The 22237-nt window shown below is 63.6% G+C and carries 21 protein-coding genes; 9 read left to right on the forward strand and 12 right to left on the reverse strand.

Annotated elements, in window-relative coordinates:
* Nucleotides 1-52 precede the first annotated feature (52 nt).
* Nucleotides 53-592 (forward strand): methylated-DNA--[protein]-cysteine S-methyltransferase, encoded by a 540-nt coding sequence (locus tag AC07RZ_RS16795; RefSeq protein ID WP_494668779.1) that lies wholly within the window; start codon nucleotides 53-55, stop codon nucleotides 590-592.
* A gap of 3 nt (nucleotides 593-595) precedes the next feature.
* On the opposite strand, the gene AC07RZ_RS16800 is transcribed toward AC07RZ_RS16795, so the two are convergent.
* Both AC07RZ_RS16800 and AC07RZ_RS16805 read right to left on the reverse strand, forming a co-directional pair.
* Nucleotides 596-1186, reverse strand: a complete 591-nt coding sequence (locus AC07RZ_RS16800; RefSeq protein WP_494668780.1) for a DUF4399 domain-containing protein — start codon at nucleotides 1184-1186, stop codon at nucleotides 596-598.
* Nucleotides 1187-1254: 68 nt separating this feature from the next.
* Complete coding sequence (locus AC07RZ_RS16805) at nucleotides 1255-2430, reverse strand: geranylgeranyl reductase family protein (protein ID WP_494668781.1); 1176 nt, start codon at nucleotides 2428-2430, stop codon at nucleotides 1255-1257.
* A 363-nt stretch (nucleotides 2431-2793) separates the two neighbouring features.
* Between AC07RZ_RS16805 and AC07RZ_RS16810 the strand changes: the two genes are divergently transcribed.
* Both AC07RZ_RS16810 and phnD read left to right on the forward strand, forming a co-directional pair.
* Nucleotides 2794-4107 (forward strand): haloacid dehalogenase-like hydrolase, encoded by a 1314-nt coding sequence (locus tag AC07RZ_RS16810; protein WP_494668782.1) that lies wholly within the window; start codon nucleotides 2794-2796, stop codon nucleotides 4105-4107.
* 138 nt (nucleotides 4108-4245) lie between these two features.
* Complete coding sequence (gene phnD, locus AC07RZ_RS16815; RefSeq protein ID WP_494668783.1) at nucleotides 4246-5244, forward strand: phosphate/phosphite/phosphonate ABC transporter substrate-binding protein; 999 nt, start codon at nucleotides 4246-4248, stop codon at nucleotides 5242-5244.
* A gap of 25 nt (nucleotides 5245-5269) precedes the next feature.
* On the opposite strand, the gene AC07RZ_RS16820 is transcribed toward phnD, so the two are convergent.
* Nucleotides 5270-6682, reverse strand: coding sequence for a heavy metal sensor histidine kinase (locus AC07RZ_RS16820; RefSeq protein ID WP_494668784.1), 1413 nt, complete (start codon nucleotides 6680-6682; stop codon nucleotides 5270-5272).
* A complete protein-coding gene (locus AC07RZ_RS16825; RefSeq protein WP_494668785.1) occupies nucleotides 6679-7359 on the reverse strand; it encodes a heavy metal response regulator transcription factor in 681 nt (226 codons plus the stop codon). The genes AC07RZ_RS16820 and AC07RZ_RS16825 overlap by 4 nt, the downstream gene beginning before the upstream one ends.
* Nucleotides 7360-7511: 152 nt before the next feature.
* Between AC07RZ_RS16825 and AC07RZ_RS16830 the strand changes: the two genes are divergently transcribed.
* The 3 genes from AC07RZ_RS16830 to AC07RZ_RS16840 all read left to right on the forward strand — a co-directional run bounded on the left by AC07RZ_RS16830 (nucleotide 7512) and on the right by AC07RZ_RS16840 (nucleotide 9636).
* Nucleotides 7512-8135 carry a hypothetical protein gene (locus AC07RZ_RS16830; RefSeq protein ID WP_494668786.1) on the forward strand — a complete coding sequence of 208 codons (624 nt, stop codon included), beginning with the start codon at nucleotides 7512-7514 and terminating at the stop codon, nucleotides 8133-8135.
* Nucleotides 8136-8221: 86 nt separating this feature from the next.
* Complete coding sequence (locus tag AC07RZ_RS16835; protein WP_494668787.1) at nucleotides 8222-8881, forward strand: cytochrome b/b6 domain-containing protein; 660 nt, start codon at nucleotides 8222-8224, stop codon at nucleotides 8879-8881.
* A complete protein-coding gene (locus AC07RZ_RS16840) occupies nucleotides 8878-9636 on the forward strand; it encodes a molybdopterin-dependent oxidoreductase (RefSeq protein ID WP_494668788.1) in 759 nt (252 codons plus the stop codon). The genes AC07RZ_RS16835 and AC07RZ_RS16840 overlap by 4 nt, the downstream gene beginning before the upstream one ends.
* 15 nt (nucleotides 9637-9651) lie before the next feature.
* Here the strand turns inward: AC07RZ_RS16840 and AC07RZ_RS16845 are convergent, their stop codons facing one another.
* Both AC07RZ_RS16845 and AC07RZ_RS16850 read right to left on the reverse strand, forming a co-directional pair.
* Complete coding sequence (locus AC07RZ_RS16845) at nucleotides 9652-9870, reverse strand: hypothetical protein (RefSeq protein WP_144738057.1); 219 nt, start codon at nucleotides 9868-9870, stop codon at nucleotides 9652-9654.
* Nucleotides 9867-10529 (reverse strand): epoxyqueuosine reductase QueH, encoded by a 663-nt coding sequence (locus AC07RZ_RS16850; protein WP_217647620.1) that lies wholly within the window; start codon nucleotides 10527-10529, stop codon nucleotides 9867-9869. The genes AC07RZ_RS16845 and AC07RZ_RS16850 overlap by 4 nt, the downstream gene beginning before the upstream one ends.
* Before the next feature lie 227 nt (nucleotides 10530-10756).
* Here AC07RZ_RS16850 and AC07RZ_RS16855 point away from each other — a divergent pair, with 227 nt between their 5' ends.
* Nucleotides 10757-11707 carry a S1/P1 nuclease gene (locus tag AC07RZ_RS16855; RefSeq protein ID WP_494668789.1) on the forward strand — a complete coding sequence of 317 codons (951 nt, stop codon included), beginning with the start codon at nucleotides 10757-10759 and terminating at the stop codon, nucleotides 11705-11707.
* A gap of 60 nt (nucleotides 11708-11767) precedes the next feature.
* On the opposite strand, the gene AC07RZ_RS16860 is transcribed toward AC07RZ_RS16855, so the two are convergent.
* Entirely contained in the window at nucleotides 11768-13807 is a 2040-nt protein-coding gene (locus AC07RZ_RS16860; RefSeq protein WP_494668790.1) for a M3 family metallopeptidase, read from the reverse strand.
* A gap of 201 nt (nucleotides 13808-14008) precedes the next feature.
* Between AC07RZ_RS16860 and AC07RZ_RS16865 the strand changes: the two genes are divergently transcribed.
* Nucleotides 14009-14281, forward strand: coding sequence for a DUF2471 family protein (locus AC07RZ_RS16865; protein WP_494668791.1), 273 nt, complete (start codon nucleotides 14009-14011; stop codon nucleotides 14279-14281).
* A 16-nt stretch (nucleotides 14282-14297) separates the two neighbouring features.
* On the opposite strand, the gene AC07RZ_RS16870 is transcribed toward AC07RZ_RS16865, so the two are convergent.
* Nucleotides 14298-14777: a nuclear transport factor 2 family protein gene (locus tag AC07RZ_RS16870; RefSeq protein WP_494668792.1), complete on the reverse strand. Its 480-nt coding sequence runs from the start codon at nucleotides 14775-14777 to the stop codon at nucleotides 14298-14300.
* A gap of 172 nt (nucleotides 14778-14949) precedes the next feature.
* Between AC07RZ_RS16870 and AC07RZ_RS16875 the strand changes: the two genes are divergently transcribed.
* The gene (locus AC07RZ_RS16875) at nucleotides 14950-16137 is read left to right on the forward strand and encodes an MFS transporter (protein ID WP_494668793.1); all 1188 of its coding nucleotides are present in this window, start codon (nucleotides 14950-14952) and stop codon (nucleotides 16135-16137) included.
* 24 nt (nucleotides 16138-16161) lie between these two features.
* Here the strand turns inward: AC07RZ_RS16875 and treF are convergent, their stop codons facing one another.
* From treF to nirD, 4 genes are all read right to left on the reverse strand, one after another.
* Nucleotides 16162-17805, reverse strand: coding sequence for an alpha,alpha-trehalase TreF (treF, locus tag AC07RZ_RS16880; protein WP_494668794.1), 1644 nt, complete (start codon nucleotides 17803-17805; stop codon nucleotides 16162-16164).
* A 66-nt stretch (nucleotides 17806-17871) separates the two neighbouring features.
* Nucleotides 17872-20637 carry a nitrate reductase gene (locus AC07RZ_RS16885; RefSeq protein WP_494668795.1) on the reverse strand — a complete coding sequence of 922 codons (2766 nt, stop codon included), beginning with the start codon at nucleotides 20635-20637 and terminating at the stop codon, nucleotides 17872-17874.
* An 11-nt stretch (nucleotides 20638-20648) separates the two neighbouring features.
* The gene (locus AC07RZ_RS16890) at nucleotides 20649-21887 is read right to left on the reverse strand and encodes an NAD(P)/FAD-dependent oxidoreductase (protein ID WP_494668796.1); all 1239 of its coding nucleotides are present in this window, start codon (nucleotides 21885-21887) and stop codon (nucleotides 20649-20651) included.
* Complete coding sequence (nirD, locus tag AC07RZ_RS16895) at nucleotides 21884-22231, reverse strand: nitrite reductase small subunit NirD (RefSeq protein ID WP_494668797.1); 348 nt, start codon at nucleotides 22229-22231, stop codon at nucleotides 21884-21886. The genes AC07RZ_RS16890 and nirD overlap by 4 nt, the downstream gene beginning before the upstream one ends.
* Between the last annotated feature and the right edge of the window lie 6 nt (nucleotides 22232-22237).

Raw genomic sequence — 22237 nt, forward strand, 5'->3', positions numbered from 1 at the left:
GGAACGGCGGCTGCCGATAAACTACACCCTGTTATCTGACGAGATTATCACCATGAAATTATTCCTGCACCGGATCGCTTCGCCCATCGGCGTCATCCTGCTGGTTACCGATAGCCAGCACCGCGTGCGCGCGCTGGATTTTGAAGATTATGAACCGCGCATGCGCAGCCTGCTGGCGACCCACTACGGCCACTACGACTTGCAGCCCGCCACTGAACCATCCAGCGCGGAACCGGCGCTGCAGCGGTATTTCGCAGGCGAGCTGGATGCGCTGAAAGATATCGAGGTCGCCACCAACGGCACCGATTTCCAGCACCGCGTATGGGCGGCGCTGCGCCGGATTCCCCCGGCCCGCATGACCACCTACGGCAAGCTCGCCCTGCAGCTGGGCGAGCACAACGGCGCCGCCCGTGCGGTAGGCAGCGCCAACGCCACCAACCCGATCGCCATCATCGTGCCTTGCCACCGCGTGGTAGGCGCCGACGGCAAGCTGACCGGTTTTGCCGGCGGGCTGGAGCGCAAGGCCTGGCTGCTCGGCCATGAACGCGCCGAAGCAGGCGATCCCGAAACCCTGCGCTTGCCGGGTTTCTAGCGCCTAATGCGGCTTGTCCAGCACCACCACTGAAATCTCCTTGCTGGAAATATAGTAAGGCACGTGGTTATGGTCGGCGAACAGCAGGCGCAGCGTATGTTTGCCGGCCGGCAGGTCGAGCAGGGTTTCGGTTTCGCCGTTGCCGAAATGCTTGTAGTGCTGGTGCTGGTATTCATTCGGTTTGTCGAACGGGATCGGCGCCTTGATATCGGCCGGCATCGGCATGTCGATCAGGATGTGATGATGGCCAGTGTCGTGGATATCGCCGGCAGCGACCGGGGAAACGCCCATGCCGGTCACCGCAAAAGCGACCCGGAACGGCGAGCGGACCTGGTCGCCATCCTTGATGTTGACAAAATAAGCCAGCTTTTCGCCGACCGGGAACGGCCGCGTGCGTTCCGAAGCGCTGATGGTGCTGATGATGGAATCGGTATCGACGTGCTTGTCCGCCCCTTTGTCCTTGGCGGCAGCCAGGGCATGGCCGCAGGCCAGGGCGGCCCCCAGCAGCAGCGGCACGGCCAGGAGCGCCGGCAGCCGGTCAACGACAAGCGCCTTGGAGTTTTTTAAAGTGAATTGCCTGAAATTCGCGACCATTGGATTATCCATAAAAGCGGTTTTTGGGAAATGCTTGAAACATCGATGCAACAGCCAGCTCGGTTTGCTTAACAGGCATTGTCGGCGGCGCTGTCCGGCGCCTTGCTCGGCAGCAGCCAGCGCGGAAAACCGAGCGCGGTTTTCAGCAGGCAATCGCGGTAGCCCACCTGGCCGCTGATCAGGCCCGCAAAGTCGTGGTTGATCTGCTGGTTGAGCACGAGATGCGAAAAAGCCCGTTTCGGAAAGCGGTAGATCAGGCGCGCCATCCAGGCGGCGGCGCGCAGTTCGGGCAACAGCTCGCGCCGCAGCAGGCGGCTGTATAGCACCGACTCGGCGCGCAAGCCGTCGGCGGCAATCGCCTTGGCGGCGATGGTGGCGCTCTTCAGCGCGAAATAAATGCCTTCGCCGAACAAGGCCTCGGCCAGGCCGGCCGCATCCCCCAGCAGCCAGACCCGGCCGCGCTGGTATAGCTGGCGGCGGTTTTGCAGCGGGATGACGTAACCCTGGCATTCAAGCCGCAACGGCTGCCGCAAGCTGGCGTAGGCCGCGATGAAACGGTCCAGGTGCTGGCGCAATGCAGCGCCGCCGAAAGGTGAGTACACACCGACATTAAAATGATCGCGCTTGGGGAAGATCCAGCCGTAGCCGCGCGGCATGCCGTCGAAATCGAACAGGGCGCGGTCGCCGAAACGCTCCAGCATGCCTGGCGCCGGCCATAGCATGGCTTCCATGGCCGGCACGTAAGCCACCAGGTCCTTGCCGAACAGCTTGTTGCGCACCGCACTGGCGGCGCCGTCGGCGGCCAGCAGCAGGCGGCAGCGCAAGACGCCGCGGCTGGTGGCGACGCTGACGGCGTCGGCCGTCTCGGTCGCATCGACAAACCCGGTTTCGGCCAGGAAACGCACGCCCCTGGCGCAAGCCCGGTCCAGCAGCAACTGGTCGAATTCGCTGCGCACCACGGTGCAAGCCGCCATCGGCTGCACTTCCTTGAGGATGGCGTCGCGGTTGCGGTAATTGAGGATGGCGCCGCCTATCGCCCGGTGCATTACCGGTCCCAGGTCGAAACCAAGCAGGTCCATCGCCTTGCGCGACAGGCCGCCGCCGCATACCTTGGCGCGCGGGAAAGCCTGCTTGTCGATCAGGGTTACCTCCAAGCCTTGCCCTGCCAGCAGGTAAGCCAGGTGTGAGCCGGCCGGCCCGGCGCCGACGATCAGCACGTCGGCCACGGTGTCGTCAAAAGACATGGCGACGCCGCACCTGGCCATGCGAGCCGGCAAATCCCGGGGAATGCTTCACAGCGTGCTCTACAGCTTGGGTTACAACTTGAATCACAGCTCGACTTCTTGACGTTTTCATCAGCAGCGCCTCGTGTCTGGATCAATCGCCGGCCATGGCAACCCCTGTTGTCCGGCGGCACCGCCAGCATAGCTGAAAACGGCAATTCCGGTGCGTGCAGGCATGTCTCTTGCGAGCGGCGGATAGAGCTTTTCTTTTACCTTTTCTATACGTTTCAGATTAGAAACATGCTAGTGTATTCGGCTGCTCGAACGGCAGATAAAAAAACGTATGGAACAGGGACAATATTTCAACCGGCACAGGGAGTATCCATGAAAAGCGTTAAAAAAACAGAAGACAACAGCATGCTGCAAAAACGCCGCGCACTGCTGACCGGCGGCCTGGCGGCGGGACTGGCGGCGACGGCGCTGCCGTCTGAGCTGCTGGCCAAGGACAGCAAGGCCGCGGGCCTGGCCTTGGACCGCGCCAAGTGGGGCGCGCGCAACCATCAGCAGCTGCAAGCGCTGCTGGCGCGCAACGGCAACGGCAGCGCCGGCTACAATCCCAAGCGCCGCCCCTACGCGGTATTCGACTGGGACAACACCAGCATCATGAACGATACCGAAGAGGCATTGCTCATGTACCAGATCAACACCCTGTCGTTCAAGCTGAGCCCGCAGGAAATGGGCGCCATCATCCGCCAGAACGTGCCGGCCGGGCCGTTCGCCGCCGACTTCAAGAACGCTGCCGGCAAGGCCGTCGAACTGGAAGCCATCTGCAGCGATATCGATGACGACTACCAGTACCTGTACGACAATTATGAAAAGCTGAAGGGCAGCAGGAAGCTGGAAGAAATCCGCGAAACCGCCCAGTTCCAGGATTTCCGCGCCAAGCTGTATTACCTGTACGAAGCCGTCAACGAGACTTACGGCGTGAACGTCGGTTATCCGTGGGTGATCTATTTCTTCACCAACATGTCGGTGGCCGAAGTGCAGCAGCTGGCTGAAGCTTCCAACGACCACAACCTGGGCCTGGGGCTGGTCAAGACCAAGTACACCAGCCCGGCGGCGCAGCCGGGCCAGGCTGGCGTCGTCAGCGTGACGCACTTCCACGGGATCCGCCTGTGCACCGAGGTCGCAACCTTGATGAATGCGTTCGAGCAAAGCGGGATCGACGTCTACGTCAGTTCGGCCTCGCTGGAAGACGTGGTGGCGGTGTTTGCGACAACGCCGAAATACGGCTACAACGTCAAGCGCGAGCACGTGCTCGGGCTGCGCCTAGAAACCGCCAACGGCGTCTTCGTCAACCGCTATAAAGCGGGCTGGCCGCTCAACTGGGGCCCGGGAAAAACCGAAGTCATCAAGAAAGAACTGGTAGCGGCCAAGGGTTACGGCCCGGTCTTCGTCGCCGGCGACAGCGATGGCGACTACGACATGCTGCGCGATTTCGCCGACACCCAGCTGGGCGTGATCGTCAACCGCATGAAGAAGGGCAAGATCGGCGATCTCTCGAAGCTGGCCGCCGAGCAGATCCCGGCCAAGTCGCCGCGTTTCCTGCTGCAAGGCCGCAACGAGCAGACCGGCAACTGGATGCCGTCGGAAGCCAGCATCAAGTACGGCAAGACCGGCGAAACGCTGCTCGGCTGAGCCTGTTGCACGCCGGCTGCCAGCAGTCAGGCAGCCGGTCCCTGCAGTCATTCCCCATATCGAACCACCCGGCCGCTGCCTTGGCGCGGCCGATGCACCCGTTTTCCATCACCACCCGCAATAACCAGATAGGCATTTATGAAGAGATTACTGAAAACCGTACTTGTATTGTGTTCCATGCTCGCATCCTGCGCATTCGCCAAGGACGACGACGCGCCGAGGAAAATCACCATCGGCCTGATCGCCACCACCACCGCGGAAGATACCCAGAAACGCTGGCAGCCGGTGCTTGACGATTTCGCGAAATATACAAAAATGGAAGTCCGCGCGGTGGTGTCCACCAACTACAGCGAGATCCTGGCCGGCCTCAAATCCAACACCATCCAGGTCGCCTGGCTGAGCAGCAAGATCGCGCTGGAAGCGGTGGAAGACAACCAGTCGACTGTCTTTGCGCAGATGGTCAAGAAGGACGGTTCGCACGGCTATAACTCGGTGCTGATCACGCCGGCCAAGAGCCCGCTCAAATCGTTCGACGACATTGTGGCCAACAAGGGCGTCTACAGTTTCTACGACGGCGACAAGAGCTCGACCTCGGGCTACCTGGTGCCGGCCTACTACGCCTTCGCCAAGAACAAGGTGGAGCCGGAACGGCTGTTCAAGACCATTACGGTCGGCAACCACAAGAAGAACCTGCAGGCGGTGATCGCCGGCCAGGTCGACGTCGCGACCAACAATACCGAGGAACTGGACCGCTTGAAAAAAGAATCGCCGGAGCAGTTCAGCAAGCTGCGCGTGATCTGGTCGTCGCCCCTGATTCCGAATGATCCGCTGCTGTACCGCAAGGACCTGCCGGCCGCGTCCAAGGCCAGGATCGAAGAGTTCTTCGTCACCTACGGCAAGCCGAAAAATCCGGCCAGCCAGCCCGACGTCCTGCAAAACATCCTCGACCTGTCCGGCTTCCAGCATTCCACCGACGCCCAGCTCAAGCCGATCGCCGACCTCACCATGTTCGGCCTGTTGCGCAGCAACATGTACGACAGCAAACTGAGCACGGCGCAAAAGCAGAAAGCCTTTGAAGAAATTACCGCACGTTTCGGCAAGCTGAGCATGGCGCTGGAAATGGCGCGCATACGGTAAACCCGTGCCGGCGCAGCCTGCGCTGTCAGGCTGCCGCCGCGCTATCCGGGAAATACAGGCTGAAGCGGATCAGCCCTTCGCCCGAACAGGCGACATCCGCGCTGCCGCCATGCACCAGCATGATGGCGCGCACGATGGCCAGGCCGAGGCCGTTCGATTCGGTATATTCGCTACGCGACTTGTCGCCGCGGTAAAAACGGTCGAACAGCCGCTCCAGCTGCTCCGGCGGAATCGGATCGCCCTGGTTCTCCACCTCGACATGGACTCCCGTCGCCTGCGGCCGGCCGCTGAGCCGCACCGTGCTGCCGGGCACCGCATAACGCACCGCATTCACCACCAGGTTGCTGACCGCGCGCCGCCACATCACCGGGCTGGCCTGCACTTTGCCGCTGGCGTCGACCTCCAGCCGGATGCCGCGCTCTTCGGCCACCCCTTCAAAATAATCGGCAATCTTGTGCAGCTCGTCGGCCAGCACCAGCGGCGATTTTTCCACCGCCAGCCCGGCGTGGTCGGCATGCGCCAGAAACAGGATGTTTTCAACGATCCGGCTCAGGCGCTCCAGCTCTTCCAGGTTCGATTCCAGCACCTGCTGGTATTCGGCGGCGCTGCGCACCTGCCCGAGGGTGACCTGGGTCTGCCCCATCAACGCCCCGATCGGGGTGCGTATCTCGTGCGCCAGGTCGGCGGAAAACTGCGACAGGTGTTCGTAGCCGTCGGCCAGCCGGTCCAGCATCGCATTGAATGACGCCGCCAGCCGCCGCAGTTCCTGCGGCGCATCTTCTTCCCGCAGGCGTATCGCGATATTGGTCGGGCTGACTTCGGCGGCGCGGCCGGCCATTGCCTTCAGCGGCAGGAAACCGCGCTTGAGCACCAGGAACCCCAGCAGCGCCGCCAGCAGCACCGACACCGCCGCCGCTGCCATCACTTGCCAGTAATAGCGCGCCAGGATATGCGACTCCTGGGTCATCACATGGGCGCCGGTAATCATGACCACGGTGCCGTCGCCGCCGACGTCGGCCAGCGCCGATACCCAGCGCACCCGCACGCCGTCGGCGCGTACGCCCGCGTGCAGCTGCGCCAGCGTCAACGGCTGGCCCAGGCTTTGCGGCGTCATCGGCGGCGGCGTCATGTTGTCGGGATTGACGCGTACGAACGGCGCCTGGCCCGGATAAGCGAACATCAGCACATCCTGTTCGCTGCCCAGCATGGTTTCAAACAAGGTCGGCCGGTCTTCCATCTGCTTGACGTTGTACAGGTCGTGCAGCAGGTGGCGGAAATGCTCGACCTTGCCGATCAGGGAATAGTCGGCGCGGGTTTCCAGCGCCTGCCGGGTCGACGAATACAGGTACATGCCGAGAATGCTGACGATCGCGTAGGCGATCAGCGCGAACAGGAAAGTCACGCGCGCCGTCAGCGACTGCCTGCGCCAGGCGTTCATGGATCTTCCGCAAACATGTAGCCGATGCTGCGTACCGTGTGTATCAGTTTATGCTCGAAGGGATTGTCGATCTTGGCGCGCAGGCGCTTGATGGCGACATCGACCACATTGGTGTCGCTGTCGAAATTCATGTCCCATACCTCTGACGCGATGACGGTGCGCGACAACGGTTCGCCCTTGCGCTTGACCAGCAGGTGCAGCAGCAGGAATTCCTTGTTGGTCAGCACGATATCGATGCCCTGGCGCGTGACCTTGCGCCGCAGCAGGTCGAGCTGGAGATCGGCAACCTGGAAAAAATCCAGCTCGTGCGCCTCGCGCACCACGCCGCGCCGCAACAGGGTGCGGATGCGCAGCAGCAGTTCGGTAAACGAAAACGGCTTGACCAGGTAATCGTCGGCGCCCAGTTCAAGGCCGCGGATGCGGTCGTTGACATGGTCGCGCGCAGTCAGGAAGATCACCGGCAAATCGCGCTTGGCGCGCAAGGCGCCCATGATTTTCCAGCCGTCGGTGCCGGGCAGCATGACATCCAGCACCACCAGCTCGTAATTGTTTTCCAGCGCCATGTGCAAGCCGTCGCTGCCGTTGCGGACCAGGTCGACCGCATAGCCTGATTCGCGCAAGCCTTTCTTGAGGTAAGCGCCGGTCTTGGGATCGTCTTCGATGACGAGGATGGACATGCTGGGCCTGGGTTTGAACCGGTGATGGAAATACGCTCCATTCTATCAATTCGCCTGCCGCGAATAATGACAATATTGTCATTCATATGTCACCGATAAGACACTGCGGCGGTCCTAAACTGGGATTCCCAGCAACCACCGAGACCGTTTTCATGAAAACCACACAACTTCTGCGCCGGCTTGTTCCTGTATTGGCGGCATCCGCTTTCCTGGCCTACGGCAGCATCGCCGCCGCCCAAACCGCAGCGCCAGTGGTGCGGGTACGCGCCACCATCGACAAGGTCAATCCCGACAGCCTGGAAGTCAGCACCAAGGCTGGCAAGAAACAAACCTTGAAGCTGGCGCCGGACCTGATGCTGTTCTCGGTCAGCCATGCGGCGATCACCGACATCAAATCCGACAGCTTCATCGGCAGCGCCGCCGTGCCGCTGCCCGACGGCAGCCTGAAAGCGCTGGAAGTGCATGTATTCCCGGCCGGGATGAAGGTCGGCGAAGGCCATTACGCCTGGGACCTGGGCAAAAAGAGCAGCATGACCAACGGCACCGTCGGCGATGTGGTGGTGACCAGCGGCCGCACCATCACGGTCAAGTACCCGGATGGCGAAAAGAAGATCGTGGTGCCGGCCGATGTCCCTATCGTCAGCCTCGACAAGGGTGACCGCAGCCTGCTGGTGGCTGGCGCGCACGGCGTGTTTTTCGTCAGCAAGGCTGCCGACGGCAGCGACGTTGTCGGCCGCGCCACGGTTGGCGTCAATGGCGTAGTGCCGCCGATGTAATGCGGTTTTGCAATGCGTTTGCGGGCGGCCATTATGTGCGAAACACCACACTAACTGCCCGCGGCGATTCTTGACAAGGTGTTTCCATGGCGACTGCTGACCAACCCGATTCCCGCGTGCGCATCATCCATCCATTGCTGGTGCGCGTGGTCCACTGGATCAACGCCTTCGCCATCGTCTGCATGGTGATGAGCGGCTGGGCGATCTACAACGCCTCGCCGCTGTTCGGTTTCGATTTCCCGCACTGGGCTACCTTGGGCGGCTGGCTCGGCGGCGCGATTGCCTGGCATCTGGCAGCGATGTGGCTGCTGGTGGCGAACGGCTTGATCTATGTCGGCTACGGTTTCCTGGCCGGCCATTTCCGCCGCCATTTCCTGCCGCTGCGGCCGCGCGACCTGCTGCGCGATACCAAGGACGCGCTGGCATTCAGGCTGGCGCACCAGCCGGGCATCTACAACGCCGTGCAGCGCCTGATGTACATAGTCGTGCTGCTGCTCGGCGTGCTGGTGGTGGCGTCCGGCCTGTCGATCTGGAAACCGGTGCAGCTGGATGGCCTGGCCAGCCTGTTCGGCGGCTACGATACCGCGCGCCGCGTGCACTTTATCGCGATGGCCGGCATCGTGGCGTTCGTCGCGGTGCACCTGGCGCTGGTGCTGATCGTGCCGAGCACCCTGCTGCCGATGCTGACCGGGCGGGCGCCGCGCCATTCCCGTAACAAGACCTCGAAACAGGAGCAGCAGGCATGAGCGACAAGAAAAAGAACCTGCCGAAAAACAGCGGACTGCAGCCCGAGCTGGTGCAGCTGCAGCGCCGCCTGTTCCTGCGTTCTGGCCTGTCGCTGGGGGCGCTGTCGCTGCTGTCCGGCTGCAACCTGCAGGATGGCGACCAGGTCGACAAGGTATTGTGGGCAATGTCGCGCTGGAACGACCGGGTGCAGGCCATGCTGTTCCGCCCCAGCCACCTGGCGCCGACTTATCCGGCCAGCATGATCACCAAGCCGTTCCCGTTCAACGCTTTCTACGACGCCGATTCGGCGCCGGAAATCGATGGCGATGCCTATAAGCTGGAAGTCTCCGGCCTGGTGCGCGACAAGCGCAGCTGGAACCTGGCGCAGCTGCGCGCCCTGCCGCAAGCGTCGCAGATCACGCGCCATATCTGCATCGAGGGCTGGAGCGCCATCGGCCAGTGGAGCGGCGTGCCGTTCCGCACCTTCCTCGCCCATATCGGCGCCGACACGACCGCGAAGTATGTCGGCTTCAAATGCGCCGACCGTTATTACTCCAGCATCGACATGGCCACCGCCTTGCATCCGCAGACCATCCTGGCGCTGGATTTCGGCCAGGAGCCGCTGCCGACGGAATACGGTTATCCGCTGAAACTGCGGGTGCCGACCAAGCTGGGTTTCAAGAATCCCAAGCACATCGCCGCCATCTTCGTCACCAATGAAAACCCGGGCGGATATTGGGAAGACCAGGGCTACAACTGGTTCAGCGGGTCCTGAACCGGCATCCCGGCTTCATTCGCCGCGTTCGCTGCAGCACGGGCAACCGCGATGCTGGCCCATCAGGTGCGGCGTGCCGGCGTCTTCGTTCCGGTCCAGCGTCTGCATGAACGCGGCCAGCAGTTTTTCCATGCTGGCCAGGCGGTCAGCCGGAGTCATGGAGCCGGGCTGGTTTTCCGCAGCCGCCATTGCGACCGGCCATGGCGCGGCAGCCTTCCTTGGATTGGCGCTCATTGTTTTTCCTCCTGGCCGTAAAACTTCTCGCAGATCTTGATTCGCTCGCGCCCCTGTTCCTTGCGCCAGCGGTTGGTGTCGCGCAGCGAGTAGACGCAGCCGCAATATTCCTGCTGGTAGAAATTCTCGCGCTTGGAGATTTCGATCATGCGCGCCGATCCGCCCTGCTTGCGCCAGTTGTAGTCCCAATAAGTGATGCCGGGATAATGCGCCGCCGCGCGCGCGCCGCAACCGTTGATCTGCGCCATGTCCTTCCAGCGCGAAATCCCGAGCGAGCTGCTGATCACCGGGAAGCCGTGTTCGTAGGCATACAGCGCGCTGCGTTCAAAGCGCATGTCGAAACACATGGTGCAGCGCTTGCCGCGCTCCGGTTCGTCTTCCATGCCCTGGGCGCGGGCGAACCAGTTGTCGAGGTCGTAGTCGGCATCGATGAACGGTATGCCGTGCTGCTCGGCGAAGCGGATGTTTTCATCCTTGCGCAACGCGTATTCGCGTTGCGGGTGGATATTCGGATTGTAGAAATAGATCGAGAAATCGATCTCGCTGGCGAGCAGGGCTTCCATCACTTCGCCCGAGCAGGGCGCGCAGCAGGAATGCAATAACAGCTTGTGGTGGCCGCCCGGCAGGACGAGTTTCTGGCGTTGGGTCATGGTCGGCATCAGGAAATGCGGCTGCCAGGGGCGAGGCAGCGCTTATTGCCGAGTGTCTCGATTCGAGCTCGCGGCGTCAAGCGACAAACTCTCAAGTTTGCATGAGCCAAATTCATACAGCTGGCAACTGTCAGTCCTGACAGGCAGCGCTGACATGCCGCGGTCATAAATGCGGCATATATTCGGGCGGCAAAAGTGCATCAAATGAAACTTTTACCTTCCTGAATGGAGTCGCCATGAAACTGAATCGTCAGCTGTTCCTCGCTCTTGCCGGCAGCGTTGCCTGCGCCGCGCCGTTGATGCTGGCAAGCCCCAGCGCCCTGGCCTGGGGCGACGAAGGCCATATGGTGGTCGGCCTGATCGCCGACCATTACCTCACCGCCGGCGTGCGCACCCAGGTCGACGCCATGCTGGCGGCCGACAGCAGCGGCCTGACCGCCACCGATATGGCATCCGAAGCAACCTGGGCCGACAAATACCGCAATGCGCACCGGGAAACCGCGTCCTGGCATTTTGTCGATACCGAAATCAGCGATGGCGACATCGACGCCGCCTGCTTCGGCCATCCGACCCTGCCGGCCGGCACTCCGGCATCCGGCGGCGTGGCGCAGGACTGCGTGGTCGATAAAGTCGATCAATTCAGCGCGGAACTGCGCGATCCGAATACGGACCCGGCTGAACGCCTGCTGGCGCTGCAGTTCCTGCTGCACTTCGTCGGCGACCTGCACCAGCCGCTGCACTCCAGCGATTCGCACGACCGCGGCGGCAACGACGAGACGGTGTCGGCCGCCGGCATCGCAGCCGGCAAGCTGCATGCCTACTGGGATACCGCTTTCGTCAATAAATTGGGGACCGACCAGAACAAGGTGGCGTCAGCATTGATCGCCAAGATCAGCAGCGCCCAGGTCAGGCAATGGCAGCAACAGACGCCGCGCGACTGGTCGCTGGAAGCTTTCGATATCGCCCGCACCGATGTCTACGGCAAACTGCCGACGCCGGATTCCACAGGCAAATACAAGCTGCCGGCGACTTACGTCAGCAATGCCGGCAGCGTGGTCGCCACCCAGCTGAGCCGGGCCGGCGTGCGCCTTGCCAAGGTTCTCAACGATGCTTTAGGCAACAGCGCGACCACAGCTGCGGCTGCGGGCGCTGCCGTCCTGGCATCGCCGTTTGCCGGGAAAAAATGAAATGTGAAATGCAATGTACCTGACGCCCCGGTCGCCGGACGGCGGCCAGGGCAGCGCTGCCTATGCAATCAAGCCGCGTTTCGCCAGCATCGGCTCCACCTTCGGATCGCGGCCGCGGAAGGCGCGGAACGCCAGCGCCGGATCCTGCTTGTTGCCGGAACTGTAGATGTAGCGCCGCAGGCGTTCGGCGATTTTCTGCTCGAACGGATCGCCGGCTTCGATGAAGGCATCGTAAGCGTCGGCATCCAGCACTTCGGCCCACATGTACACGTAATAACCCGCCGCGTAATCCGAGCCGCTGAACAGATGCTGGAAGTGCGACAGGTAATGGCGCTGGCCGATATCTTGCGGTACGCCCAGCAGCTCGCACTGCTGCGCCTCGAAAGCCGCGATATCGACCTTGCTGCCGTTCGGCAGCGAATGCAAAGCCATGTCGATCAGGGCCGGGCCGGCGTACATGATGGTGGCCCAGGCCTGGTCGAACTGGCGCGCGCGCTTCAGCTTTTCCAGCAAGGCCGGAGGCATCGCCGCGCCGCTCTGGTAATGGCGGGCATGGCGCTGCAGCACCACTTCTTCCTCAGCCCAGTTCTCAAAAATCTGCGACGGCAATTCGACGTAATCCTGCAGCACCTGGGTGCCGGCCAGGCGCTCGTATTTCACTTGCGACAGCAAACCGTGCAAGCCGTGGCCGAATTCATGGAACAAGGTGCGGACATCGTCGAAACTCAGCAGGGTGACATCCGCCTTGGCGAAATTATTGTTGTTGATGACCACCGGCAGCGTGCCGCCGTTGTGGCCGGACTGGCTGCGGAAGATGTGCATCCAGGCGCCGCTGCGCTTGCTGGCGCGCGCATAGTTGTCGCCGATGAACAAGCCGATGAGTGCGTTGTCGCGGTTGCGCACTTCCCACAGGCGGGCATCGGCGTGATGCAGCGCGACGCCGTGCTGCTCGACAAAGCTGAGGCCGAACAGGCGCTGGGCGCAGTCGAACATGGCGCCGATCATGTTTTCCAGCGCGAAATACGGCTTCAGTTCGGCGTCGTCGAGGTCGTAGCGTGCCTGCCGCACTTTCTCGGCCAGGTAGCGCCAGTCCCAGGCCGCGATCGGCGTCGGCTGGCCCAGGCTGCGCGCCATCTCGGTCAGCGCCGCGCGGTCGTCCTCGGCTTTCTTCTTGGCTGGTTCCCATACCTTGCCGAGCAGGGCTGACACGGCTTCCGGCTTGCCGGCCATGCGGTCGATCAGCTGGTAATCGGCATAGGTCGGATATCCGTGCAGCTGCGCCTGCTCCTGGCGCAGCGCCATGATTTCGGCGGCGACCGGCCGGTTGTCGTGGACGCCGTCATGGGCGCCGCGCGCGACCCGGCCGCGCCAGACCGCTTCGCGCAGGTCGCGCCGGTCCGAGAATGTCAGGAACGGTTCGGCCAGCGAGGGCGACAGCGTGATCACATGGCTGCCGGCCGGCAGGCCGCACTGCTGCGCCGCCGCCGCGGCCGAAGCACGCAGGAATTCAGGCAGGCCGGCCAGCGCGGCTTCGTCTTCCAGCGCCAGCGAAAAACCGGATTCGTCAGCCAGCACGTTTTGCGTGAACGCCGTGCTCAAGGCGGCCAACCGTTCAGTCAATGCGCTGTAGCGCAGCCGCGATGCCGGCGGCAGGCTGGCGCCGGCGCGCACGAAATCCAGGTGCACGCGCTCCAGCAGGCGCAGCTGTTCAGGATCCAGGTCAAGTTCCGCGCGGCGCGCGTACAGCGCGGCGATGCGCGCAAACAGGCCGGCATGCAGGTAGATCGCATTCCTGTGCGCAGCCAGGCGCGGCGCCAGTTCGACTTCCACCGCTTGCAGGGCAGGCGAAGTTTCACTCGCGGTCAGGTTCTCGAACAGCAGGCTGATGCGGCTGTTCAGGCGGCCCGAAGCGTCGAAGGCGGCCAGCGTATTGGCGAAAGTCGGCGCCGCGGATTCGGCGGCGATGGCGTCGATCTCGGCCAGGTGCGCGGGCAGCGCGGCTTCAAACGCCGGGACAAAATGTTCCGCCTTTACCAGGTCGAAAGGCGGCAGTCCGTATGGGGTATTCCAGTCTTGCAACAGCGGGTTGATGGCGGTCATGGCAACTAGCATCCTGGCTAACGAAGAGAACGCTATTGTATAGCGCCGCGCGGATTCTCAACGCGACGCTGCGATAGTTGGCCGACAGCAGCCGGGTATCGATTGGGGATTTCCGCGGCTTGAATTATACTGTACATACATACAGTATAATTTGCGTGGAGAGATGTGATGATTGTTGTCAGAAGACCGGAGCTTGACGCCATGACTGCCAGACTGAAAGCCGCCATCGCAGCCATCGTGAGGCGCTATCGCAACGCCGATGCGCTGCTGACCTGGTCATTGATGCATCAGATCGAAAACGAAGCCATCGCGGCGCTGGCGCAACTGGAAGATGCCGAGCTGGCGCAGATCAACATGCTGCGCGCCTACCCGGTCGCCTATCCGCGCACCGACGACCCGGTCAATTTCGGCAACGCCAACCGGGTGCCGGTGGTTTTTTCGCTGATCTACAACGAATACAGGCGGTCGCACTAAGCACCGCCTTTACAGCTTACAGGCCGAGCTCGCTCAATCCCGGATGATCGTCGGGACGGCGCCCCAGCGGCCAGTGGTATTTGCGTTCCGATTCCTTGATCGGCAAGTCGTTGATGCTGGCATAGCGCCGGTGCATCAAGCCATGTTCATCAAACTCCCAATTCTCGTTGCCGTAGGAGCGGAACCAGTTGCCGGCCGCATCGTGGCACTCGTAGGCGAAACGCACGGCGATCCGGTTGCCGTCGAAAGCCCACAACTCCTTGATCAGGCGGTAATCCAGTTCGCGCTCCCACTTGCGGGTCAGGAATTGCACCACCTGTTCCCGTCCCTGCGGGAATTCATGGCGGTTGCGCCAGATGGTGTCGACGGTATACGCCAGCGACACGCGCTGCGGATCGCGGCTGTTCCAGCCGTCTTCCGCCATCCTCACCTTCTGAATCGCGGTCTCGCGGGTGAAGGGCGGGAACGGCGGACGGGCTTCGCTGGCTTGGCTCATGGTAAGGCTCCTGGGTCGATGGATGAAAGGCTGCGGCAGACGCTGGCTGCGGACAAGCCAATACTCTACGCAATATTTCGCCGGCCCGCTGGCGGCCGTTTTACGGTGCGGCAAAGCGCCGCCCTGCGATAAGGGATAAAGTGTCGCCTGGCATTTTCAAAGGCATTTCAAGATGGAACAAGCACAAACCGGCAAACTCAGCCCCGGCCTGGTGATCATGATGTCGGTCGCTACCGGCGTCGCGGTGGCCAGCAACTATTACGCGCAGCCGCTGCTGCATACCATTGCCGCCCGCTTCGGCATTTCCAACGGCAGCGCCGGCCTGATCGTGACCGTGGCCCAGCTCGGTTATGCGCTGGGCCTGATGCTGCTGGTGCCGCTGGCCGACATCCTGGAACGGAAGAAACTGATCGTCATCATGACCCTGCTGTCCGCCTGCGGGCTGCTGATCACTGCCACCGCGCAGAGCATGGCGTTCGTCCTGCTCGGGACCGCGCTGACCGGATTGTTTTCCGTGGTGTCGCAGGTGCTGGTGCCGTTTGCCGCGACCCTGGCGGCGCCGCAGGAGCGCGGCAAGGTGGTCGGCCACGTGATGACCGGCCTGCTGCTGGGCATCCTGCTGGCGCGCACCGTGGCAGGTTACCTGTCGGCGCTGGGCGGCTGGCAGACCGTGTACTGGTTCGGCGCGGCGCTGATGATCGTGACGGCGATCGCGCTGGGACGCGCCCTGCCGCGCCACCATCAATCGCAAAGCCTGAGCTATCCGCGCTTGCTGGCGTCGATCCTGACTTTGTTCGTAGCGGAGCCGGTGCTGCGCATCCGCGCCCTGCTGGGTGCGATCATCTTCGCCGTGTTCAGTGTGCTGTGGACGTCGATTTCCTTTTTGCTGGCGGCTGAGCCTTTCCTTTATTCCGACGGCACCATCGGCCTGTTCGGGCTGGTCGGCGCCGCCGGCGCCATGGCGGCCTCGCACGCCGGACGGCTGGCGGACCGCGGCCATGCCGGCCGTTCGACTTCCATCGGCCTGGCGCTGCTGCTGTTGTCGTGGCTGCCTCTGGTGTTTGCCAAGAGTTCGCTGATCGGCCTGGTCGTCGGCATCCTGCTGCTGGACCTGATGGTGCAGGCAATCCACGTCACCAACCTGAGCGTGATCAATCACCTGCATCCTGAATCGAGGAACCGCCTGACCGCCGGCTACATGACGTGCTACTTCATCGGCGGCGCCTGCGGTTCGGTGCTGTCGACCTCGATGTACGGCTACGCCGGCTGGTTCGGCGTGTCGATGACAGGCGCCGGATTAAGCGCAGCCGGCCTGGCCGTCTGGCTGCTGGCCGAGCGCAAGGCCAAGCCGGTGCATTAGGGCCTGCCGGCAGCAGGCCTCGGGTCATGGACGCTGCAGTTCGGGATACAGCGCCATCAGCTGCATCGCCACGCCGTTGGTCCAGCCGAAACCATCCTGCAAGGCGTATTCGCCGCCGCCGGCTGCGGCGCCGCCGGCGGTCACATCGTATTTTTCCACCAGCTTGCCGCTGCCGGCATAGACCTGCTGCACCTTGCCCATCCAGCGCGCAGCGATGTCGCGCGCCAAGGCGTGCAAGCCGTAACGGTTCAAGCCGTCCACCGCAATCCATTGCAGCGGCGCCCAGCCGTTGGGAGCATCCCACTGCTGGCCGCTGTCGACCGGCGTGGTGACAACGCCATGCGGCTTGAGCAATTCATTGCCGGTCCAGCGCGCCACACGCGCTGCCTGCCCCGGTTCGGCGATGCCGGTGAACAAAGGATAAAGCGTGGCGGCGCCGGGGCGCGCGGTCGGCTGCCGTTTGACCCACTGATAGTCGACGTAGTAGCCGGCCGTTTCATCCCACAGGTACTTTTGCACCGCGACCCGCCGGCGTTCGGCGCGCTGCTTGAAATCGCTGCTGCAGGCAAGGTCGCGCACTCGTTCGCAGCCAAGGCGGATCGCGTTTTCCAGGCCATACAGCAAGCTGTTGAGGTCGACCGGCAGGATGGCGGTAGTCTCGATGGCGGCAAGCGTCTTGCCGTCGGCGAACCAGCGGCTGCTGAAATCCCAGCCGCTTTCGGCGCCGGCGCGCACGTCGCGGTAAACCTCGGCAGCCTGGCGGCCGCTTTGCCGGGCCAGCTTGACGTCCTCGGCATACGATTCGTCGCGCGGCGCGGCGCGGTCATCGTAGTAACGGTTCAGCACGCTGCCGTCGGCCAGCGCCACTACCCGGCGGTATGCCGCGCCGGGCTTGAGGTCGTGTTCGCCATCCATCCAGAAACCGTACTCGCGCCGCAGCTGCGGCAGGTAACGCGCATAAGCGCCGGCTTCGTCCCCGCTCGACAACAGGCCGACCATCTTGTAGTAGAACGGCGGCTGCGAGCGGCTCAGGTAATAACTGCGGTTGCCGTTCGGGATGTGGCCGTAGCGGTCGATCAGGCTGGAAAAATTGTCGACCATCGCCCGCATCAGCTGCGGCTTGCCGTTCTGCAGCAGGCCCAGCATGGTGAAGTAGGAATCCCAGTAATACACTTCGCGGAAGCGCCCGCCCGGCACCACATAAGGCTGCGGCAAAGGCAGCAGCGAAGAGGCCGCGCTGGCCGGCGCCGGCTGCTGGGTCAGGTGCGGCCACAGGCCGGCTATATGCTGCTGCAGCGACTGGCTGCGGTCGCTGGTGTAGGCGTCCGCATTGTCCTTCGGCAGGTCGAAATGCAGGCGGACAAAATCCGCCAGGATGAAACCCGGCCGATCCTTGGCCTGTCTGTATTCCGCCTCGATGGCGGCGGGCAGGCCTTTCGGCAAGGCGTCGGCAAAGGTCTTGCCGTCGCCGAAAACATGGCCCAGCTGCACCGCGGCGAACAGTTGCGGATACAGCTCGGCCGGCGGCGCCGGATATGCGGCGACGGCGGCATGGCGGCCGGCTGGCGCATCGGCGCGCGCCGGCGTGGCAAAAGCAACGCTGGCGGCTAGCGCCACGAGCGCCAGGCGCAAGCAGTTGTGCGACGTCAAGGTTAAAGAAAAAGACATGTCTCGGCTCCATCATCTCTGGTCCAGGCAGGGATGATGGTAACGCAGTCGAGCAGGCCGATCCGTTTATGCGGTTTCTTCCGCCAGGATTTCCGTCAGCAGTTTCTTGATCTCAGGAACGCAGGATCCGCAATTGCCGCCCGCCTTCAGGCAAGCGGTCACCTGCGCCACGGTGCTCAGGCCCTGTGTGCGGACCGCTGCGCAGATGGTGTTGCGGCCGACGCCAAAACACGAACACACGGTGGGGCCGGTGTCGGCGCCCTTCGCTATCGGCTGGCCCAGCAGCAAGCCGACCCTGTCCGCATCTTCCAGCCGGTCCTTGGCGAACAGGCTGGCCAGCCAGGCGCGCGACGGCAGGTCGGGCCGCGGCGACAGGAACACGCAGGCGTCGATGCGATCGTCCACCACATGCACGGCGCGATAGATGCCGGCGCTGGCATCCTGGTATTCCAGCCAGTCGGCGTCGGCAACGTCGACATCGAGCAAGCTGGCGGCCCAGGCGCCATGGTCGGCGATCGGGCTGCGGCCGGCCAGTTCGTAACGGTTGAAGCGCCGTCCCTGGATCCGCGTCCAATGGGTGACGTCGTCGAGCATCGGCAGCCTGCGGCTCAGCACAAAACCGTACCAGGCTACGCGGAACTCTTCGACCAGCACCGGCGTGTGCTTGAATTCCGGCTCGCCCGAAACCGGATCGACCACCGGATTGACCAGCGCGCCCACCCGCGCATCCGAAGCCGATTGCCCGTTCCAATGGATGGGCACAAAAATGCTGCCGCGCGCGATGCCGCCGCCATGCTGCACCCGCGCCACCATCGATCCCCAGCGGCTGGCCACGCGCGCCAGCATGCCTTCGCGCACGCCATACAGCAAAGCGTCTTGCGGATGCATGTCGACAAAGGATTCCGGCACGTGGTCGGCCAGCTTGGGCGACTTGCCGGTGCGCGTCATGGTGTGCCACTGGTCGCGCACGCGGCCGGTATTCAGGCTCAGCGGATATGCGCTGTCGGTGGCGTGGCGCGGCGCCCTTGGCACGGTGGCGACAAAGCGCGCCTTGCCGTCGGCATGGGCAAACCGGCCGTCGGCGAACAGCCGCGCCGTACCCTGTTTTTCGCCGGAGGCTGCAGTGACGATCGGCCATTGCACCGGCTGCAAGGCATCGAAGGCAGCCTGGCCGAGGCCGCTCAGGCCGGCCAGGTTGAACATGCGGCGCAGGCCGAAAGCGTCGCCGTTGCGGAAAGCGCTGAGGCGCGCGTGCTCGTCGAACACCTGGTGCGCCGCGCTGAAATCGAAACCTGCGTAGCCCATGCGCTGCGCCACCTGGCACAGGATCTGCCAGTCGGCGCGGGCTTCGCCCGGCGCCGGCAGGAAAGCGCGCTGGCGCGAGATGCGGCGTTCGGAGCTGGTGACCGTGCCATCCTTCTCGCCCCAGCCCATGGCCGGCAGCAAGACGTGGGCAAAGGCATTGGTGTCGGTTTTTTCGATGATGTCGGACACCACCACCAGTTCGCACTTGGCGAGCGCGCGCTGCACCTGGTCGGCATCCGGCAGGCTGACTACCGGGTTGGTGGCGATGATCCATACCGCCTTGACGCGGCCGGCCTCGATTGCCTGGAACAGGTCGACCGCCTTCAATCCCGGCCGGTCGGCCATGCGCGGCGCCTGCCAGAAATCCTGCACTGCCTGCCGATGCTGGGGATTGTCGAGCTCCATATGCGCCGCCAGCATGTTCGCCAGGCCGCCGACTTCGCGGCCGCCCATGGCGTTCGGCTGACCGGTGATCGAGAACGGTCCCATGCCTTCCTTGCCGATGCGCCCGGTCAGCAGATGGCAATTGATGATGCTGTTGACCTTGTCGGTGCCGGACGACGATTGGTTGACGCCTTGCGAAAAGGCGGTGACCACTTTTTCATTCGCCGCGAACCATTCGTAGAAAGTCAGCAAGTCTTGCGGATCGAGCTTGCAGCTTTTTGCCACCGCGGCCAGGTCGGCGCAATCGGCTTCCGCCGCTTCCAGCGCCGCGGCCAGGCCGTCGGTATGCGCTTCGATGAAACCGGCATCGGCGGCATCGTGGCGCGCCAGGAAACTGAGCAAGCCGTTGAACAGCCAGACATCGCTGCCGGCCTTCAGCGGCAGGTGCAGGTCGGCCAGCTCGCACGTCGCGGTGCGACGCGGATCGATCACCACCAGCTTCATCTGCGGCCGCATTTCCTTGACCCTGGCGATGCGCTGGAACAGGATCGGATGGCACCAGGCGGTGTTGGAGCCGACCAGCACCACCAGGTCGGCCAGCTCCAGGTCTTCATAACAGACCGGCACCAGGTCGGCGCCGAACGCGCGCTTGTGGCCGGCCACCGCGGACGACATGCACAAGCGCGAATTGGTATCGATATTGGCGCTGCCGATGTAGCCCTTCATCAGCTTGTTGGCGATGTAATAGTCTTCCGTCAGCAGCTGGCCGGAGACATACAGCGCGACCGCGTCCGGCCCGTGCTGCTCCACGATCGAGCGGAAACCGTGCGCGACCTTGTCCAGCGCCGCATCCCAGGATACGCGCTGCATGGACTGCCGGCCATCGTTCTCGACCAGCATCCGCGGATGCAGCAAACGCCCTTCCAGGTCGACCGTCTCGCCCAGCGCCGAACCTTTGACGCACAGCCGGCCGGCATTCGAGGCATGGCTTTCATCGCCGGCGATGTCGACCTGGCCATCGCCGGCCACGGTGGCGCGCACGCCGCAGCCGACGCCGCAGTATGGGCAGGTGGTCAGCGTGCCGTGCTGCCTGGCGGCCAGCTGGCCGGCGGCAAGCAAAGGAAAAGTCGGGACCGGATTCATCGGCGCTCCGTTCAGGCAGCCTGGGCGCACAGCGCCTGGCCGAACAATAGCTGGCTGCGCAGCGCGGAAATATCGGTGCGGCGCTGGATCATCTCGAAATACCAGGGACCGTCCTTGACGTCGCCGTACAGCACCGCGCCGACGATATGCGGGCCGTTGATCACCAGCCGCTTGTAGATGCCGCGGCGCGGGTCGCGCAGCACCAGGTCTTCGCTGCCTTCGCCGCCGATGAAATCGCCGGCGGAATACAGGTCGATGCCGGTGACCTTGAGCTTGGTGGCGGTGGCTTGCTGCACATAGCGCCGATGGCCGGCGCCGGCGAGGTGGGCGCCGCACACGCGCGCCTGGTCCCAGATCGGCGCCACCAGCCCGAAAGTGGCCATGCGGTGCTGCACGCATTCGCCTACCGCATAGATGCGCGGATCGTAGGTCTGCAAGGTATCGTCGACCACGATCGCGCGTTCGCAATGCAGCCCGGCCTGCTGCGCCAGTTCGATATTGGGGCGGACGCCGACGGCCATCACCACCAGGTCGGCCGGGATTTCCGTGCCGTCCCTGAAGCGCACGGCGTTAACCTGTCCGGCGCCGACGATTTCAGCGGTCTGAGCGCTCAGTAAAAAACGCAGGCCCTTCTGTTCCAGCGCTTTCTTCAGCAGGATCGCCGCCGACTTGTCCAGCTGCCTTTCCATCAGGCTGTCCATGACATGCACCACCGTCACGTCCATGCCTTGCCGCAGCAGGCCGTTGGCCGCTTCCAGCCCGAGCAGGCCGCCGCCGATCACCACCGCGTGCCGGTGATCGCGCGCCGCCGCCAGCATGGTTTCGACATCCTGGATATCGCGGAAAGCGATCACGCCCGGCAGCTGGTGTCCCGGCACCGGGATGATGAAAGGCTTGGAGCCGGTCGCCAGCAGCAGCCGGTCGTAACGCAATTCGACACCCGCGCGCGAACGGACGATGCGGCGCTGGCGGTCTATCGCCGTCACCGGATCGCCGGCGTGCAGCGTGATGCCGTGCTGCCGGTACCACTCCGGCGTATTGAGCATGATGTCGTCCATGCTCTTGTCGCCCGCCAGCAGCGGCGACAGCAGGATGCGGTTGTAATTGCCGTGCGGCTCGGCGCCGAACACGGTGATGTCGTACAGGTCCGGCGCCAGCTTGAGCAGCTCTTCGACCGTGCGCATGCCGGCCATGCCGTTGCCGATCACCGCCAGCGCCGGCCTGGCTGCCGATGGCGCGCCGGCTGTCATGCCGCGATCCAGACCTGGCCGTCGCTGATGCGGGCCGGATAAGCGCTCACCGAGTGTTCCGGCGCTTCCAGGCATTCCCCGGTTTGCAGGTCGAAATGATGTTTGTAGATGGGCGATGCAACCACGATGCGTTCCCCCAGGCTGCCGACCAGGCCGCGCGACAGCACCGCCGCCTCGGCGTTGGGATCGTAGTTGCCGATGGCGAACACGCGCTGCTCGCCGTCGAGGACATGGAACACGGCAATCTGCTCGCCGTTGACCAGGGCGCAGACGCCGGTATTCGGCACGATCTGGTCCAGCCGGCAGACGGCGGTCCATTGCTTGCTTTGGCGGTCATTGTGCATGTGGCT

This window comes from Collimonas sp. GW821-FHT07E08, from assembly GCF_059418905.1.

Excerpts from the sequence above, each read along its gene's own strand:
- AC07RZ_RS16795 (WP_494668779.1), top strand. The coding sequence starts at position 53 with ATGAAATTATTCCTGCACCGGATCGCTTCGCCCATCGGCGTCATCCTG.
- AC07RZ_RS16800 (WP_494668780.1), bottom strand. The coding sequence starts at position 1,186 with ATGGTCGCGAATTTCAGGCAATTCACTTTAAAAAACTCCAAGGCGCTT.
- AC07RZ_RS16805 (WP_494668781.1), bottom strand. The coding sequence starts at position 2,430 with ATGTCTTTTGACGACACCGTGGCCGACGTGCTGATCGTCGGCGCCGGG.
- AC07RZ_RS16810 (WP_494668782.1), top strand. The coding sequence starts at position 2,794 with ATGAAAAGCGTTAAAAAAACAGAAGACAACAGCATGCTGCAAAAACGC.
- phnD (WP_494668783.1), top strand. The coding sequence starts at position 4,246 with ATGAAGAGATTACTGAAAACCGTACTTGTATTGTGTTCCATGCTCGCA.
- AC07RZ_RS16820 (WP_494668784.1), bottom strand. The coding sequence starts at position 6,682 with ATGAACGCCTGGCGCAGGCAGTCGCTGACGGCGCGCGTGACTTTCCTG.
- AC07RZ_RS16825 (WP_494668785.1), bottom strand. The coding sequence starts at position 7,359 with ATGTCCATCCTCGTCATCGAAGACGATCCCAAGACCGGCGCTTACCTC.
- AC07RZ_RS16830 (WP_494668786.1), top strand. The coding sequence starts at position 7,512 with ATGAAAACCACACAACTTCTGCGCCGGCTTGTTCCTGTATTGGCGGCA.
- AC07RZ_RS16835 (WP_494668787.1), top strand. The coding sequence starts at position 8,222 with ATGGCGACTGCTGACCAACCCGATTCCCGCGTGCGCATCATCCATCCA.
- AC07RZ_RS16840 (WP_494668788.1), top strand. The coding sequence starts at position 8,878 with ATGAGCGACAAGAAAAAGAACCTGCCGAAAAACAGCGGACTGCAGCCC.
- AC07RZ_RS16845 (WP_144738057.1), bottom strand. The coding sequence starts at position 9,870 with ATGAGCGCCAATCCAAGGAAGGCTGCCGCGCCATGGCCGGTCGCAATG.
- AC07RZ_RS16850 (WP_217647620.1), bottom strand. The coding sequence starts at position 10,529 with ATGCCGACCATGACCCAACGCCAGAAACTCGTCCTGCCGGGCGGCCAC.
- AC07RZ_RS16855 (WP_494668789.1), top strand. The coding sequence starts at position 10,757 with ATGAAACTGAATCGTCAGCTGTTCCTCGCTCTTGCCGGCAGCGTTGCC.
- AC07RZ_RS16860 (WP_494668790.1), bottom strand. The coding sequence starts at position 13,807 with ATGACCGCCATCAACCCGCTGTTGCAAGACTGGAATACCCCATACGGA.
- AC07RZ_RS16865 (WP_494668791.1), top strand. The coding sequence starts at position 14,009 with ATGACTGCCAGACTGAAAGCCGCCATCGCAGCCATCGTGAGGCGCTAT.
- AC07RZ_RS16870 (WP_494668792.1), bottom strand. The coding sequence starts at position 14,777 with ATGAGCCAAGCCAGCGAAGCCCGTCCGCCGTTCCCGCCCTTCACCCGC.
- AC07RZ_RS16875 (WP_494668793.1), top strand. The coding sequence starts at position 14,950 with ATGGAACAAGCACAAACCGGCAAACTCAGCCCCGGCCTGGTGATCATG.
- treF (WP_494668794.1), bottom strand. The coding sequence starts at position 17,805 with ATGTCTTTTTCTTTAACCTTGACGTCGCACAACTGCTTGCGCCTGGCG.
- AC07RZ_RS16885 (WP_494668795.1), bottom strand. The coding sequence starts at position 20,637 with ATGAATCCGGTCCCGACTTTTCCTTTGCTTGCCGCCGGCCAGCTGGCC.
- AC07RZ_RS16890 (WP_494668796.1), bottom strand. The coding sequence starts at position 21,887 with ATGACAGCCGGCGCGCCATCGGCAGCCAGGCCGGCGCTGGCGGTGATC.
- nirD (WP_494668797.1), bottom strand. The coding sequence starts at position 22,231 with ATGCACAATGACCGCCAAAGCAAGCAATGGACCGCCGTCTGCCGGCTG.